The sequence below is a fragment of the Variovorax sp. 350MFTsu5.1 genome (assembly GCF_048302515.1).
Taxonomy (GTDB): domain Bacteria; phylum Pseudomonadota; class Gammaproteobacteria; order Burkholderiales; family Burkholderiaceae_C; genus Variovorax; species Variovorax guangxiensis.
In genome coordinates this window covers 6,487,201-6,503,086 of record NZ_CP157620.1, presented here as the reverse complement: position 1 = coordinate 6,503,086, position 15,886 = coordinate 6,487,201, and the positions used below count along the sequence as shown (strand labels likewise).

Sequence of the window (15,886 nt, the reverse complement as noted above, 5' to 3'; positions counted from 1 at the left end):
GACACGAAGTGCGCGCAGCCTGGGGGCGAACCAGGTCAATCGGCGTAGACGCCGGCGGCCTTGATGATCGGCCCCCACTTCGCGATCTCGGCCGAGACGAACTTCTTGTGTTCCGCCGGCTCGGTGCGCTTGTCGGTGGTGATCACCGCGCCCAGCGCCTCTTCACGCTTGATGAAGCCGGGGTCCTTCATCGCGGCCTTGATGGCTTCGTTGAGCTTCTTCAGCACCGGCGCGGGCGTGCCCTTGGGCGCGTACACGCCGTGCCAGATCGTCACTTCGAAGCCCTTGAGGCCCGACTCGTCCAGCGTCGGCAGGTCCTTCAGCGCGGGGGTGGTCAGGCGCTTGCTGGTGGTCACGGCGTAGGCCTTGACCTTCTTGGCCTCGATCTGCGACGTGGTGTTGGTGGTCTGGTCGCACAGCAGGTCGATCTGGCCGCCCAGCAGGTCGGCGATGGCCGGTGCGGTGCCCTTGTAGGGAACCGGCGTCATCTCGACCTTCAGTGCGCTCTGGAACAGCAGGCCGCACAGGTGCGAGGCGGCGCCCAGGCCGGCGTTGCCGAGGTTGATCTTGCCCTTGTTGGCCGCGATCCAGCTCGTCAGCTCCTTGTAGTTGTTGGCCGGCAGGCCGGGCTTGCCGATCAGCGTCATCGGTACTTCGTTGACCATGCCCAGGTACTCGAAGTCGTTCTCGACGTTGAAGGGCAGCTTGCGGTAGAGCGCCGGCATCGTCGACATGCCGATGTGGTTCAGCAGCAGGGTATAGCCGTCGGGGTTGGCGCGCGCCACCTTGGCGGTGCCGATGGAACTGCCAGCGCCGGCGGTGTTGTCCACCACGATGGTGGTGCCCAGCGTCTTCTGCATGGCTTCGGCCAGATCGCGCGCGACACGGTCGGTCGGGCCGCCGGCGGCGAAAGGCACCACCAGCGTCACGGTCTTGCCCGCGGGGAAGTCCTGGGCGTGTGCACCGACGGCCGCGGCGGCAATCGCCGCGAGGGCGAACAGTTTCTTCATGTCGTCTCCGAAAGGGGGGAATAAAAACGCCGCGATCTTAAGGGCTGACCAGGGCCTGACCTATAGCGAATAGCCCTTAGCCAAAGGCCGTCTTGCGCACCTCGGCGGGGCGCATGGCGGGGCTCGCAAACCCGGGCCTCGCGAACGGGTTTTGCGGTGGGCCGCTTGCGGCGGTGCCGCCGGCGTGGTCCTCTCGTCCTGCAGGCCCCCTCATCCATCCCGACACCAGGAGACCACCACCGATGCAGACCATCCAGCTCAAAGACCCGACCCTGCTGCGCCAGCAGGCCTACATCGCAGGCGCATGGGCCGACGCCGACGGCGGCGAGACCGTGGCCGTCACCAACCCGGCCAACGGCCAGCAGATCGGCACCGTGCCGATGTGCGGCGCCGAAGAGACCGCGCGCGCCATCGCCGCCGCCGAGATTGCCCAGCGTGCGTGGGCGAAGGTGCCGGCCAAGGAGCGCTGCGCCGTGCTGCGCAGGCTCAACGACCTGATGCTGGCCAATGTGGACGACCTCGCGCTCGTCATGACCACCGAGCAGGGCAAGCCCATGGCCGAGAGCCGCGGCGAGATCGCCTACGCAGCCTCGTTCATCGAATGGTTCGCCGAGGAGGCGCGCCGCGTGTACGGAGACACCATTCCCGCGCCGCAGGCCGACCGCCGCATCCTCGCGCTCAAGCAGCCCGTGGGCGTGACGGCCGCCATCACGCCGTGGAACTTTCCCGCCGCCATGCTCACGCGCAAGGCCGGCCCCGCGCTCGCTGCCGGCTGCGCGATGGTGGTGAAGCCCGCCACGCAGACGCCGTTCTCCGCGCTGGCCTTCGCCGAACTGGCCGAGCGCGCGGGCGTGCCCAAGGGGCTGCTGTCGGTGCTCACCGGCTCGGCCAGCAAGATCGGCGGCGAGATGACGCGCAACCCCGTCGTGCGCAAGCTCACCTTCACGGGCTCGACCGAGGTGGGCCGCACGCTGATGAAGCAGTCGGCCGACACCATCAAGAAGCTCTCGCTCGAGTTGGGCGGCAACGCGCCCTTCATCGTGTTCGACGATGCGGATGTGGATGCGGCCGTCGAGGGCGCGATGGTCTCCAAGTACCGCAACACCGGCCAGACCTGCGTGTGCGCCAACCGCATCTACGTGCAGCGCGGCGTGCTCGACGACTTCACGCGCAAGCTGGTGGCGAAGGTCGAGGCGATGAAGGTGGGCGACGGCACCGCGCCCGGCGTCACGCAGGGGCCGCTGATCGACGCCAAGGCCGTCGAGAAGATCGAGGAGCACGTGGCCGACGCCGTGGCCAAGGGCGGCAAGGTGCTCACCGGCGGCAAGCGCCACGCGCTGGGCGGCCTCTTCTACGAGCCCACGGTGATTGGCGGCGCCACCGCCGGCATGCTGTTCGCGCGCGAAGAAACCTTCGGGCCGCTCGCACCGATCTTCGCCTTCGACACCGAGGAGGAAGCCATCGCCGCCGCGAACGACACCGAGTTCGGCCTGGCCTCGTATTTCTACGCGCGCGACATCGGCCGCATCATGCGCGTGGCCGAGGCACTGGAGTCGGGCATCGTGGGCGTGAACACGGGGCTCGTGTCCACGGCCGAAGCGCCCTTCGGCGGCGTGAAGCAGTCGGGGCTCGGCCGCGAGGGCTCGAAGTACGGGCTCGACGATTTCCTCGAGGTGAAGTACGTCTGCCTCGCGGGGATCGACAAGTAGCAGCAAGCGGCTGCACATTCTTCGTAAAGGAAGTTTGCCGGCCGTCGAACTGTCCGACAGGCGGAGCCGGCGCCGGACGATGCGGCCGGCGCATGCCGGACCTAGGGTGAAGGGCTTTTGAAGGAGATTCAACCCATGCCCAACACCACCACATCGTCATCCTCGCTGGACGGAATGAAGGTTGCCATCCTCGTGTCCGACGGCTTCGAGCAGGTCGAGATGACCGAGCCGCGCAAGGCGCTCGATCTCGCCGGCGCGCAGACGCGGATCGTCTCGCCCGTCGGGCGCGTGCGCGGCTGGAACCATCACGACCCGGCGGACAGCTTCCCCGTCGACGTGCCGCTGAAGAATGCGAGGCCCGACGACTTCGACGCACTGCTGCTGCCCGGCGGCGTCGTGAACCCGGACGCGCTGCGCATCGACGAGAAGGCCGTCGCTTTCGTGCGTGCCTTCGTCGAGGCCGGCAAGCCCATCGCGGCGATCTGCCACGGACCCTGGACGCTGATCGATGCCGGCGGCGTCAAGGGCCGCAAGATGACTTCGTGGCCCTCGCTGCATGCCGATCTGAAGAACGCCGGCGCGAAGTGGACCGACGAGGAAGTCGTGGTCGACCGCAGCCTCGTCACCAGCCGCAAGCCGGACGACCTCCCCGCCTTCAACCGCGAGATGACGAAGGCCTTCGCGCTCGCGCGGGAAACCGCGGCTCACTGATCTCTTCGGCCGCGCCGGGCATCGGCCCCGTGTAGCGGGCTCGCGGACGGATCAGCTGCCCCGTGGCCTGCTGCTCCAGCACGTGCGCGGTCCAGCCGACGGTACGCGAGAGCGCGAAGAGCGTGAGCGCCGCGCCCGGCGGCAGCCTGTGCACGGCAGCGAGGGCGGCCAGCGCGAAATCGATGTTCGCGGCCTCGCCCAGCAGTCTCTCGCCGATGCCACGCAATTCCTCGAAGGCGGGCGGCAGCTCGATGTTCGCGAGCAGGGCGCCGCAGCGCACGTCGCCGCCCGGGTAGAGCGGATGGCCGAAGGCCGCCAGCGGCCGGTCGTGCGCGAGCCACTCGCGCACCGCGGCCTCGGCGCCGATGTCCGACGCACGGTGCATCAGCGCCTGCACCGCTGCCGAGGCGCCGCCATGCAGCGGCCCGGTCAGCGTCGAGAGGCCGGTGAGCAGGCAGGCCGCCATCGACGCGCCGGTCGATGCCGTCACGCGCGCGGCAAAGGTCGAAGCGTTGAGTTCGTGGTCGGCCAGCAGCACCAGGGCGCGGCGCAGGTCGTCGGCGGCGCGCGGCCGGCGCCACGCCGTGGCGAGCCGCATGTGCAGCGGCATCTCGCGCGCGGCAGGCGTGGTGCCCAGCATCGCATCGGCCAGCGCGCCGATCGCGCCCGCCGCCTCGGCCTGCAGCACGCTGCGCGAGCGGCCGCGCGATGGCAGGTCTGTGGCGGCGCGCGCCGCGAGCGCGAGCAGGCCGGCCTGCAGCGGTGCGTTGCCTGAAGCAGCGGATGCGGCCGAAGCAGGAAAGCGCGGTGGCGTGCTTTCCCACAGCAGCCCTGCCACATCCTCCAGCGCGGCCTGCTCCGCCAGCACGCAGGCATCTTGCCCGCGATACAGCAGCCGCCCTTCGGCCACCGTCGATACGGCAGAGGCCAGCACCGGCTCGCCCCACTGGATCGCCTCGGTCGCCACCGTCTCGACACTGCGCCGGCCCCTCGCGCGCGCCGCGATGCGCTGCACGTCGTCGCGGTGATAGAGGCTGCGGCGCGGATCCGCCGCATCGGGCTTGGCGCGGATGCGGCCGCGGCTCACGCTCGCGTAGAGCGTCTGCGGACGCACCTGCATCAGCTCCAGCGCCTCGGTGGCCGGCAGCCACAGGGGCGTGCTTCTCTTCATGGTCATGTTGACAGAATAGATCAAGATTGACGTCAATATCCATCGGACCAGAATCGACGTCATCGTGACAACCCAGGAGCAAAGAGCGATGAACAACGATGACGGCAGCCTCGAAGGCGTGGTGGCAGCGCATACCGTGCTGTCCGAGGTGGACGGCGAGGCCGGCCGGCTGGTGATCCGTGGCCACGAGCTCGACGAGATCGCGCAGCGCTGGCGCTATGAAGACGTGGTGGGCCTGCTGTTCGAAGGCTTCTTCGACACGCTGCCCGTCGCCTCGGCCCTGCGCCGCGCCCTCGGCCGCGCGCGCCGCGAGGCCTTCGAGCTGCTGCAGCCGAACGACGATGCGCAGCTGCGCCGCATGCCGCCCATCGAGGCCGTGCGCGCGCTGATGGCTCGGCTTCCCGATGGCGACGACCTGCCGACCGCGCTGCGCCTGGTGGCCGCGCCGGCCGTCTACACCGCCGCCGTGATGCGCTGGCGCCTGGGCGTGCCGGCGCTCGCGCCGGACGAGGCGCTGCCGCACGCCGCCGACATGCTGCGCATGCTGCATGGCCGTGCGCCCACGCCCGCGCAAAGCGCCGCGCTCGACACCTACCTCGTCACCGTGTGCGACCACGGCCTCAACGCATCGACCTTCGCGGCGCGCGTGGTCGCATCGACAGGCGCGGGTCTCGCATCGGCGGTGCTCGCGGGCGTCAGCGCGCTCAAAGGGCCGTTGCACGGCGGCGCGCCCGGCCCGGTGCTGGATGCGCTCGATGCCATCGGCACTGCCGCCAACGCGCGCGCATGGCTGGAGCAGGCCGTGGCCGACGGCCAGCGGCTGATGGGCTTCGGCCATCGCATCTACCGCGTGCGCGATCCGCGCGCCGATGCGCTCAAGGGCGCGCTCGGCAGGCTCGGCGAGGAAGGCAGCGTGAACGCCGCGCGCTTCGCGCTGGCCGAAGCCGCCGAGCAGGCCGCGCTCGCCATCCTGCGCGAGAAGAAGCCGGGCCGTGCGCTGGAGACCAACGTGGAGTTCTACACCGCGCTGCTGCTCGAAGCGCTGGGCTTCGGCCGCGAGAGCTTCACCTGCGTGTTCGCGGCGGGCCGAGTGAGCGGCTGGGTGGCGCATGCGCGCGAGCAGGTGAAGAAGGGGCGGCTGATCCGTCCGCAGTCGGTCTACGTCGGGCCTGCACCGGAGGAATCGGGCGAGGCCGCACTCGCGCACTGAGCCTACAGGGCGCACCCGCCGTCATCCGATACGCTCGCCTTTTCCGCATGACGCGGCCGCGCCGGCCGCGCCATGCGTCGTGAAAGGCGAAAGTATCTCTTCCATGACGGCGACTTCTTCCCATCCGCAAGCACGGCAGGCACTGCGCCTGCCGTGCGACTTCGCGCTCATCACCGTGGCCATCGACGCCGTGATGGTGCTGGTCAACATGACCCTGCAGCTCTGGCCCGACTCGCCCAACGCCGAGCAGCTGCGCAGCGCCTATGCGCTGCCGGGCGTGTGGGTCCCGATGGTGTTCAGCATCGGCATGGCCTGGGTGCTGGCGGCCGCGCTGGCCTGGAGCCACGGGCGCAATGCGCTCGAAAAGCGCGGCGTGGACAGCGTGGCACGGCTGCCCCAGCCGCGCGTGCGCTACGGCGCGGCATACGTCGTGGTGCTGCTGCTGAACTTCTACGCGCTGAGCCCGCTGCTCTACGACCTGCAGCTGCTTTTCATGCCGGGCGGGCGCTTGCACGAATCGCTGGGCGACACCTCGATGCGCGCGGCGATGCCGGTGTTCATGTTCCTGCAGTCCGTGGCCCAGCTGATCGTGCTGGTGCTCGGCGTGTGGGGCGCGGCATGGTTCGCGCTGAGGGCCGGCCGTGCCGATGCCTCGGGTATGCGGAGCGATGACGTACCCGCGGCCTCTTCGCCGCGCCGCGCGGTGGCGCTGGTGGGGGCGTCGGTGTTCGCGTCGCTGCAGATGTGGAGCGGCGCGGCGCTGAGCCGCTGGAGTTCCGTGTCGCAAGGCCTGGACGGCGCCGGGCTGCTGGTGGCATGGGTAGTGCCGCCGCTGGCCGCCTTCGCGCTGGCTTTCTGGGGCGGCTGGCTGGGCGCGACGGCGGGCCTTTCGAGGGTGCGGCCCTTCAGGGCCGTGGCGGCGTCGGTGCTGGCTTTCGCCCTGGTGCAGATCGGCTGCATCGCCATTGCGCTGGCCTGGCTGGCGCTGGCGGTCTGGCTGCACGGCTTCAACAGCGCGGGCAGCCTCGTCGGCTTCGCGCTGGCGCTCGTGCTGGTCTACACGCTGCTCGCGGTGCTGCTCACGCGCGCCGCGACGCGCGGCTTCTACCGCCGCTACTTGTAGCTGCGCGCGTCCTCGATCACCTTGCCGTCGTTGGGCAGCGAGCCCGCGCCCACGACGACGACCTCGCCGCGCAGCTTGGTCACCTCGCGGATCACCGCGCTCACGCGCGCTTCCAGCCCCTCGGGCGCGGCGCCCGCGCATTCGAGCTGCAGCGTCATCCTGTCGTCGCCCATCTCGCCCGAGACGACGAGGCGCGCGCGCTGCACTTCGGGAAAGCGCCGCGCGATCTCGGCCACCTGCGACGGGTGCACGAACATGCCGCGCACCTTGGTGGTCTGGTCGGCGCGGCCCATCCAGCCCTTGATGCGCTTGTTGGTGCGGCCCGTGGGGCAGGTGCCCGCGAGCACCGCCGAGAGGTCGCCGGTGCCGAAGCGCACCAGCGGGTAGTCGGAGTTGAAGGTGGTGACGACGATCTCGCCGACTTCGCCGTCGGGCACCGGGTCGCCGGTGCCGGGGCGCACGATCTCCACCAGCACGCCCTCGTCGAGCACCAGCCCTTCGCGCGCGCTGGTCTCGTACGCGATGAGGCCCAGGTCGGCGGTGGCGTAGCACTGCGTACCCTTCACGCCGCGCGCGGCGATCCAGTCGTGCAGGCTCGGTGGGAAGGCCTCGCCAGACACCAGCGCCTTGGTGAGCGATGGCAGCTTGACGCTCTTCTCCTCGGCCTTCTCCAGCAATATCTTCAGGAAGCTGGGCGTGCCCGCGTAGCCCTCGGGCTTGAGGTCGACCATGGCCTCGAGCTGCTGCTCGGTCTGGCCGGTGCCGCCCGCGAAAACGGTGCAGCCCATGGCGCGCGCGCCGCTTTCCATGATCGAGCCCGCGGGCGTCATGTGATAGCTGAAGCTGTTGTGGATGAGCTCGCCGCCGCGAAAACCCGCCGCATGCAATGCGCGCGCGGTGCGCCAGTAGTCGCGCGCCTCGCCCTCGGGCTCGTAGATGGTGCCGGGGCTCGCGAACACGCGCGGCATGCGCGGGCCGCGCACGATCGTCGAGAAACCGCCGAAGGGGTCGTCCGCGCGCCGTGCCTTCTGCAATTCGAGCAATTCCGATTTGCGCGTGACCGGTAGTTTCGCGAGCGCCTCGCGCGTGGTGATGTCGGTGGGCTTCACGCCGTCGAGGATCTTCGCGAAGGCGGGCGCGGCTGTTTGCGCCTGCGCGATCTGCTTCGGCAGCGCGGCCAGCAGGTCGCGCTCGCGTTCGGCGGGGTCTCGGATCTCGAGTTTGTCGTAGTGGTCGGTCATGTCCGTACCCTTCATTTTTCAGTTCGGTTCAAGGCGCTCAACATGCTCTTTCAGGAATACCGCGGAACCGGCTTTGCCGGGCCGCTGGTATTGCCCCCGGCGAGGGGGTTGGCGAAGCGACACGAAGTGCGCGAAGACTGGGGGAGAGTCAGGCCAGCCACCTCTTGCGCCGCTTGTAGCTCTTGACGTCGCGGAAGCTCTTGCGGTCCGCGCCGCCGACGCCGAGGTAGAACTCCTTCACGTCCTCGTTCTCGCGCAGGCTCTTGGCCTCGCCGTCCATCACGATGCGGCCGTTCTCCAGGATGTAGCCATAGTCGGCGTAGCGCAGCGCCATGTTGGTGTTCTGCTCGGCCAGCAGGAAGGTCACGCGCTCCTTGGCGTTGAGGTCCTTCACGATCTCGAACACTTCCTCCACGATCTGCGGCGCGAGGCCCATCGAGGGCTCGTCGAGCAGCACCATGGTCGGGTTGGCCATCAGCGCGCGGCCGATGGCGCACATCTGCTGCTCGCCGCCGGAGGTGTAGGCCGCCTGCGAGGTGCGGCGCGTCTTCAGGCGCGGGAAGTATGCGTAGACCTTCTCCAGCGTCTGCTGCACCGCGGCCTTGCCGTCGGTGCGCGTGTAGGCGCCGGTCATCAGGTTCTCCTCGATGGTCAGGTGCGCGAAGCAGTGGCGGCCTTCCATCACCTGGATCAGGCCGCGCTTGACCAGCTCGGCCGGCGACAGCGCCTCGATGCGCTCGCCGCGCAGCTCGATGGTGCCCTTGGTGACCGCGCCGCGCTCGCCCGCGAGCAGGTTGCTCACCGCGCGCAGCGTGGTCGTCTTGCCCGCGCCGTTGCCGCCGAGCAGCGCCACGATGCCGCCTTCGGGCACGGTGAGCGACACGCCCTTGAGCACCAGGATCACGTGGTTGTAGATGACCTCGATGCCGTTGACGTTGAGGAGGATGTTTGATTCGCTCATGGTGTGGTCCGAAGCATTCGCAAGAGCGGCGCGCGTGGCGCCCGCCGCTCTTGCGAATGGCGGCTCTCGCGAGCCGCCACGGAACGCTCGCTCAGCGCATCAGGACTGACAGTCGGCTGCTTCGCGGCGCGTCAGCTTCTTCTCGCCCGCGTACTTGTCGGCCGCGGCCTTCACCATCGGCTTGATGATCTGCTCGTCGGCCTGGTACCAGTCGGACATGTCGCCCCACTTCGCGCCGTCCCAGGTGTGCACGCGCGCCCAGGTCGAGCCCATGTGGTCCTGGCACGAGGTGCTCACCGGGCGCATCACGCCCGAGAAGCCCAGCGCGTCCAGCTTCTTCTGGTCGAGCGCGAGGTTTTCCATGCCCCAGCGAACCTGCTCGCCGGTCATGACCTTGCCCTTGCCGAAGCGCTCCTGCGCGCGCTTCACGGCCTCGATGGTCAGCATCTGGATGATCACGCCGCGCGTGTAGAGCACCGAGCCCACTTCGTCCTTCGGACCTGTGCCCTGGCCCTTGTCGTGCACCTGCTTGAGGATGTCCTGGATCACCTTGGGTTGCGTGCCCGAGGTGTTCAGCGCCAGCGCATGGTAGCCCTTGGCGTTGGCGCCCACGTCCTTCACGTCGGGCTCGGCGCCGGCCCACCACACGCCGTACATCTTCTCGCGCGGGTAGCCGGTGGCCACGGCCTCCTTCAGGGCGGTGGAGTTCATCACGCCCCAGCCCCACAGCAGCACGAAGTCGGGGCGCTGCTGGCGGACCTGCAGCCAGGCCGACTTCTGCTCCACGCCGGGCGCGGTCACCGGAATCAGCGAGAGCTCGAAGCCGTTCTGCTTGGCGCGCTCCTGCAGCAGCGGGATCGGCTCCTTGCCGAAGGGCGAGTCGTGATACACGAGGGCGATCTTCTTGCCCTTGAGCTTGTCCATGCCGCCTTCCTTCTTCCCGATGTGCTGGATCAGGATGTCGGCCGCGGTCCAGTAGGAGCCCATCAGCGGGAAGTTCCACTTGAAGACGCCGCCGTCCTGCGAGGCGGCCAGGCCGTAGCCCAGCGTGATCAGCGGGATCTTGTCGGTGGGCACCTTGTCGGTCAGCGCGAAGGTGATGCCGGTGGCCTGCGGGTCGAAGAGCGCGACACCGGGGCGGCCCTTCAGGCGCTCGTAGCACTCCACGCCCTTGTCGGTGGCGTAGCCGGTCTCGCACTCCTCGTAAGCGATCTTCACGCCGTTGATGCCGCCGGTGGCGTTGACCAGCTTGATGTAGTCCTGCTTGCCGTTGGCCCAGGGCGTGCCGTTGGGTGCGTAGGGGCCGGTGCGGTACACCAGCAGCGGGAAGAACTGCTCCTTGGCCTGCGCGTTGACCATCGATGGCGCAAGCGCGGCGCCGAGGGTGCCGGCCACCAGGGCGGCGGTCAGAGCGAGCGATTTCAGTTTCATGCCTGTCTCCTTTGTGGGCACCTCGGTGCCGGGTTTTGACTAACGGGAACCTTTGGATGTCAATGCGGGAAGGGCCACAGCCGCAGCTTCTCCTTGGCCGTGGACCACAGCCGCGCGAGGCCGTGCGGCTCGACGATCAGGAAGAACACGATCAGCGCGCCGAAGATCATGGTCTCCAGGTGCGAGGCCAGCGCGGTGGAAATCGAGAAGCCCAGCCAGCCCGGCAGCTGGTTGAGCAGGAGCGGCAGCAGCACGATGAAGGCGGCGCCGAAGAAGCTGCCCATGATCGAGCCCAGCCCGCCGATGATCACCATGAACAGCAGCTGGAACGAGCGGTCGATGCTGAAGGCCGCCGGCTCCCACGCGCCCAGGTGCACGAAGCCCCACAGCGCGCCGGCCACGCCGACGATGAAGCTGCTCACCGCGAAGGCCGTGAGCTTGGCGTAGACGGGGCGGATGCCGATCACCGCGGCGGCCACGTCCATGTCGCGCATCGCCATCCATTCGCGGCCGATGGCGCTGCGCACCAGGTTCTTGGCCAGCAGCGCGAACACCGAGACGAAGATCAGGCAGAAAAGATACTTCTGCGCCGGCGACTCGATGGGCACGCCGAACACGTTGAGCCCCGCCACGCTCACCGAGCCGGAGGAAGAATTGTTGGTGAACCACTGGATGCGCAGGAAGGCCCAGTCGGTGAAGAACTGCGCCGCCAGCGTGGCCACGGCCAGGTACAGCCCCTTGATGCGCAGGCTCGGAATGCCGAAGAGCACGCCGATCACCGTGGCGCACAGTCCGCCCAGCAGCAGCGATGCGATGAGCGGCATGCCGTCGATGCGCACCTGGAAGTTGTAGGCCGCGTATGCGCCCACCGCCATGAAGGCGCCGGTGCCCAGCGAAATCTGGCCGCAGTAGCCCACGAGGATGTTCAGCCCCAGTGCGGCGAGCGAAAGAATGAGGAAGGGCGTGAGGATGGCGCGCATCCAGTAGTCCGACACGCCCAGCGGCACCACCACGAAGGCCACGAGCAGCAGAACGAGGATGGCCAGGCGGTCCTGCGCGATCGGGAAGATCTGCTGGTCGGCGCGGTAGCTCGACTTGAATTGGCCGTTTTCTCTGTAGAACATGTCAGTAGGTCGAAAGCGGGATCGGACAGCCGAACGCAGAGGTCGCGAAGGTCTCGCAGAGGTCGCGGAAGGAATGCAGAAAATCTTGAGGTTTTCTTCTGCGACCTCTGCGCAACTTTTGTATTTCTTCCGCGTTCGGTTGTCCGTATTCGAAGTTCTTCATCTCACACCCGATCGATGATCTTTTCGCCGAAGAGGCCCTGTGGACGCACCAGCAGGAACACCAGCGCCAGCACATAGGCGAACCAGATCTCGATGCCGCCGCCGAACATCGGGCCCAGATAGATCTCGGAGAGCTTCTCGCCCACGCCGATCAAGAGGCCGCCGATGATGGCGCCCGGAATGGAAGTGAGCCCGCCCAGGATCACCACCGGCAGCGCCTTCAGCGCCACCAGCGAGAGCGAGAACTGCACGCCCAGCTTCGATCCCCAGATGATCCCGGCCACCAGCGCCGAGAAGCCGGCCACCGACCACACGATCACCCAGATGCGCTTGAGCGGAATGCCGATGGACTGCGCGGCCTGGTGGTCGTCGGCCACCGCGCGAAGGGCGCGGCCGGTGGCGGTCTTCTGGAAGAAGATGGCCAGCACCACCACCAGGCCCGCGGCCACGAGTGCGGCGATCAGGTCTTCCTGGCTCAGCAGCAGGCCGCCCTGGAAGGTGTTCTCCAGCACCATCAGCGGTTCCTTGGGCATGCCCACGTCGATCTTGTAGATGTCGTTGCCGAAGATGGTCTGGCCCACGCCGTCGAGGAAGTAGGCGATACCCAGCGTGGCCATCAGCAGCGTGATGCCTTCCTGGTTCACCAGCTTGCTCAGTGCGAGCCGCTCGATGAGCCAGGCCACGAGAACCATCACCGCCATGGCCGCCACGAAGGCCAGGATGTTCGCGAGGATCTGGCTTTCGAAGCCGAACCACTGCGGGAACCACTCGGCGAAGCGCGCCATTGCCAGCGCCGCGAACAGCACCATCGCGCCCTGCGCGAAGTTGAAGACGCCCGAGGCCTTGTAGATCAGCACGAAGCCGATGGCGATCAGCGAATAGAGCATGCCGACCATGAGGCCGCCGAAGAGGGTTTCGAGGAAAAAGCCCATGGTCAGTTTCTTTCTCCCTCTCCCGCTTGCGGGAGAGGGCAGGGGTGAGGGCAAGCGGCGTTGGAGATGCTGCCGTTTGTGATGAGGCCGTCGACCCTCACCCCAACCCTCTCCCGCAGGCGGGAGAGGGGGCAAGACAGGAAGCGGTCGTGCGCGGCCATCAGTGCTCCACACCCAGATAGGCCCGGATCACGTCTTCGTTGTTCCGGACTTCATCCGGCGTGCCGTCGCCGATCTTCTTGCCGTAGTCCAGCACCACCACGCGGTCGGAGATATCCATCACCACGCCCATGTCGTGCTCGATCAGCACGATGGTGGCTCCGAACTCGTCGTTCACGTCGAGGATGAAGCGGCTCATGTCCTGCTTCTCCTCCACGTTCATGCCGGCCATGGGCTCGTCCAGCAGCAGCACCTGCGGCTCCATCGCGAGCGCGCGGCCCAGGTCCACGCGCTTCTGCAGGCCGTAGGGCAGGCGGCCCACCGGCGTCTTGCGGTGCGCCTGGATTTCGAGGAAGTCGATGATGTGCTCGACGAACTCGCGGTGCGCGAGCTCCTCGCGCTCGGCCGGTCCCCAGCGCAGCGCCTGCGCGAACAGGCCGCTCTTCATCTTGAGGTTGCGGCCCGTCATGATGTTGTCGAGCACGCTCATGCCCTTGAAGAGGGCCAGGTTCTGGAAGGTGCGCGCCACGCCCATCTCGGCCACCTGGCGCGAGTTCATGTGCTTGAAGGTCTGGCCCCGGAAGGTGATGGAGCCCTGCTGCGGCCAGTACACGCCGTTGATGCAGTTCAGCATCGAGCTCTTGCCCGCGCCGTTCGGCCCGATGATGGCCCGCACCTCGTGCTCGCGCACGTTGAAGCTGATGTCGGTGAGCGCCTTCACGCCGCCGAAGCTCAGCGAGATGTTCTGCACGTCCAGGATGACGTCGCCGGTTTTTCTAGCCATGGACGGGCTCCTGGACGCGGACAGCCGAACGCAGAAGTCGCGAAGGTTTCGCAGAAGTCGCGAAAGAAGACCATGAAAAGTTCATCCGATTCCCTCTGCGACTTCTGCGTAGTTTTTGTATTTCTTCTGCGTTCGGCTGTCCGAATTCGAGTGCATTCATCTCACGCCGCCTTTCCCAACGGCGCGAACCGCTTCGCCTCGACGATCTTCAGCGTCGCGCTCACCACGCCCGTGCGTCCGTCCTCGAACTTGACCTGGGTCTCGATGAACTGCTCCTTCCTGCCGCCGTAGAGCGCGTCGACCAGCACCGCGTACTTGTCGGCGATGAAGCCCCGGCGCACCTTGCGCGTGCGGGTGAGCTCGTCGTCGTCGGGGTCGAGTTCCTTGTGCAGCACGAGGAAGCGCGCGATCTGCGTCTCGCCCATGCCGTCCTCGGCGGCGAGGTCGGCGTTCACCTTGGCGATGCACTCGGCCACCAGCGCGAGCACGTCGGGCTTGCCGGCCAGGTCGACGTAGCCACCGTAGGCCAGGCCTCGGCGCTCGGCCCAGTTGCCCACGGCCTCGTAGTCGATGTTGATGGCGGCGCAGACCTCGTCGCGGCCGTTGCCGAAGCACACGGCTTCCTTGATCTGCGGGAAGAACTTGAGCTTGTTCTCGATGTAGTTGGGCGCGAACATCGCGCCGCCCACGAGGCGGCCCACGTCCTTGGCGCGGTCGATGATGCGCAGGTGGCCCTCGCTGTCGAGCACGCCAGCGTCGCCGGTGTGGAAGTAGCCGTTCGCGTCCAGCACCTCGGCGGTGGCGTCGGGGCGCTTGTAGTACTCCTTGAGCACCGACACGCCGCGCACCAGCACCTCGCCGTCTTCGGCGATCTTCAGCTCGATGCCGGGCGCGGCCGTGCCCACGGTCTGCAGCTTGACCTTGCCGTCCTGCTGCAGGCACACGTAGGCGCAGGTCTCGGTCTGGCCGTAGAACTGCTTCAGGTTGACGCCGATGGAGCGGTAGAAGCGGAACAGGTCGGGCCCGATGGCCGCGCCCGCGGTGTATGCCACGCGGATGCGGCTCATGCCCAGCACGTTGCGCAGCGGGCCGTAGATCAGCAGGTCGCCCAGGCGGTACATCAGGCGGTCGCCCATGCTCACCGGCGCGCCGTTGAGAATGTCGGCGCCCACGCGCTGCGCCAGCGCCATGAACTTCGCGTACAGCCAGCGCTTCGGAGCCGCCGCGTCTTCCATGCGGATCGACACGGCTGTCAGCAGCCCCTCGAAGGTGCGCGGCGGACCGAAGTAGTAGCTCGGGCCGATCTCGCGCATGTCGTTCATCACCGTTTCCGACGACTCGGGGCAGTTGAGCGTGAAGCCGCCCACCAGCCACTGCGCCACCGAGAACAGGTGGTCGCCCACCCACGCCATCGGCAGGTAGCTCATGATGTTGTCGCCGGGGCCGAGCCTGTCGGTTTCCACGCCGCCACGGCCCGCCGCGATGAAGCTCGCGTGCGTCTGGCACACGCCCTTGGGGCGGCCGGTGGTGCCGGAGGTGTAGAGGATCACGCCCACGTCCGTCGCTTCGCCGCTGGCCACCGCGCGGTCGTAGTAGCCGACGTTGGCCTTGTCGAACTCGCGGCCCAGCGCGCGCAGCTGCTCGTGGCTCATGAGCCCGGGCTGGTCGTAGTGGCGCAGGCCCTTGGGGTCGTCGTAGACGATGTAGCGGATGCCGGGCTGCTTGCCCTGCTGCATCTCGCGGCATTCGAGCAGCTTGTCGACCTGCTCCTGGTCTTCGACGATCACGAACTCGATGCCGGCGTCCTGCAGCATGAAGACCATCTCGCCGGCTACCGCGTCCTGGTACAGCGGCACCGGCACGCCGCGCAGGCTCTGCGCCGCGACCGCCGCCATGTACAGGTGGGGCCGGTTGGCGCCGACGATGGCCAGGTTGTCGAAGGGCCTGAAGCCCAGGCTCGCGAGGCCGCAGGCGGTCTCGCGCACTTCCTGCGCCACGGCGCTCCAGCTCCAGGTTTGCCAGATGCCGAGGTCCTTCTCGCGCATGGCGGGGGCTTCGGGCTGGGCCTCGGCGTGCGCGAGCAGCAGACGGGGAAAGGTGGGGGCGGGTGTTTGCACAGTGGCCGGATCGTAGGACTCACTTTGACGCCCGCTTGTCG

At 68.0% G+C, this 15,886-nt stretch carries 13 protein-coding genes; 4 read left to right on the top strand and 9 right to left on the bottom strand.

Translation table 11 applies throughout. The annotated features are described in order from the left end of the window. Nucleotides 1–35 precede the first annotated feature (35 nt). On the bottom strand, nucleotides 36–1,010 hold the full coding sequence (locus ABL843_RS29675; RefSeq protein ID WP_418118357.1) for a tripartite tricarboxylate transporter substrate-binding protein: 975 nt from the start codon (nucleotides 1,008–1,010) through the stop codon (nucleotides 36–38). Between the two features lie 242 nt (nucleotides 1,011–1,252). On the opposite strand from ABL843_RS29675, the gene ABL843_RS29670 reads away from it, so the two are divergent. Further along, complete coding sequence (locus ABL843_RS29670) at nucleotides 1,253–2,719, top strand: NAD-dependent succinate-semialdehyde dehydrogenase (protein ID WP_418118356.1); 1,467 nt, start codon at nucleotides 1,253–1,255, stop codon at nucleotides 2,717–2,719. A 135-nt stretch (nucleotides 2,720–2,854) separates the two neighbouring features. After that, the gene (locus ABL843_RS29665; RefSeq protein ID WP_126021234.1) at nucleotides 2,855–3,430 is read left to right on the top strand and encodes a type 1 glutamine amidotransferase domain-containing protein; all 576 of its coding nucleotides are present in this window, start codon (nucleotides 2,855–2,857) and stop codon (nucleotides 3,428–3,430) included. Here the strand turns inward: ABL843_RS29665 and ABL843_RS29660 are convergent. After that, a complete protein-coding gene (locus ABL843_RS29660; RefSeq protein ID WP_418118354.1) occupies nucleotides 3,375–4,601 on the bottom strand; it encodes a citrate synthase in 1,227 nt (408 codons plus the stop codon). The genes ABL843_RS29665 and ABL843_RS29660 overlap by 56 nt on opposite strands. A gap of 88 nt (nucleotides 4,602–4,689) precedes the next feature. On the opposite strand from ABL843_RS29660, the gene ABL843_RS29655 reads away from it, so the two are divergent. Continuing rightward, nucleotides 4,690–5,811 carry a citrate synthase/methylcitrate synthase gene (locus ABL843_RS29655; protein WP_418118353.1) on the top strand — a complete coding sequence of 374 codons (1,122 nt, stop codon included), beginning with the start codon at nucleotides 4,690–4,692 and terminating at the stop codon, nucleotides 5,809–5,811. A 103-nt stretch (nucleotides 5,812–5,914) separates the two neighbouring features. Next, complete coding sequence (locus tag ABL843_RS29650; RefSeq protein WP_418118351.1) at nucleotides 5,915–6,934, top strand: hypothetical protein; 1,020 nt, start codon at nucleotides 5,915–5,917, stop codon at nucleotides 6,932–6,934. Here ABL843_RS29650 and ABL843_RS29645 read toward each other — a convergent pair. The 7 genes from ABL843_RS29645 to ABL843_RS29615 all read right to left on the bottom strand — a co-directional run bounded on the left by ABL843_RS29645 (nucleotide 6,925) and on the right by ABL843_RS29615 (nucleotide 15,845). Further along, entirely contained in the window at nucleotides 6,925–8,175 is a 1,251-nt protein-coding gene (locus ABL843_RS29645) for a phenylacetate--CoA ligase family protein (RefSeq protein ID WP_418118350.1), read from the bottom strand. The two genes, ABL843_RS29650 and ABL843_RS29645, sit on opposite strands and share 10 nt — an antisense overlap. 148 nt (nucleotides 8,176–8,323) lie before the next feature. Continuing rightward, a complete protein-coding gene (locus ABL843_RS29640) occupies nucleotides 8,324–9,136 on the bottom strand; it encodes an ABC transporter ATP-binding protein (protein ID WP_418118348.1) in 813 nt (270 codons plus the stop codon). A 99-nt stretch (nucleotides 9,137–9,235) separates the two neighbouring features. Continuing rightward, nucleotides 9,236–10,567 (bottom strand): ABC transporter substrate-binding protein, encoded by a 1,332-nt coding sequence (locus tag ABL843_RS29635; RefSeq protein WP_418118347.1) that lies wholly within the window; start codon nucleotides 10,565–10,567, stop codon nucleotides 9,236–9,238. Nucleotides 10,568–10,626: 59 nt separating this feature from the next. After that, nucleotides 10,627–11,691: a branched-chain amino acid ABC transporter permease gene (locus ABL843_RS29630; RefSeq protein WP_125950549.1), complete on the bottom strand. Its 1,065-nt coding sequence runs from the start codon at nucleotides 11,689–11,691 to the stop codon at nucleotides 10,627–10,629. 164 nt (nucleotides 11,692–11,855) lie between these two features. Further along, on the bottom strand, nucleotides 11,856–12,785 hold the full coding sequence (locus tag ABL843_RS29625) for a branched-chain amino acid ABC transporter permease (protein ID WP_126021240.1): 930 nt from the start codon (nucleotides 12,783–12,785) through the stop codon (nucleotides 11,856–11,858). 160 nt (nucleotides 12,786–12,945) lie between these two features. Beyond that, nucleotides 12,946–13,728 carry an ABC transporter ATP-binding protein gene (locus tag ABL843_RS29620; RefSeq protein WP_184639600.1) on the bottom strand — a complete coding sequence of 261 codons (783 nt, stop codon included), beginning with the start codon at nucleotides 13,726–13,728 and terminating at the stop codon, nucleotides 12,946–12,948. A gap of 161 nt (nucleotides 13,729–13,889) precedes the next feature. After that, nucleotides 13,890–15,845 (bottom strand): AMP-dependent synthetase/ligase, encoded by a 1,956-nt coding sequence (locus tag ABL843_RS29615; protein ID WP_126021242.1) that lies wholly within the window; start codon nucleotides 15,843–15,845, stop codon nucleotides 13,890–13,892. Between the last annotated feature and the right edge of the window lie 41 nt (nucleotides 15,846–15,886).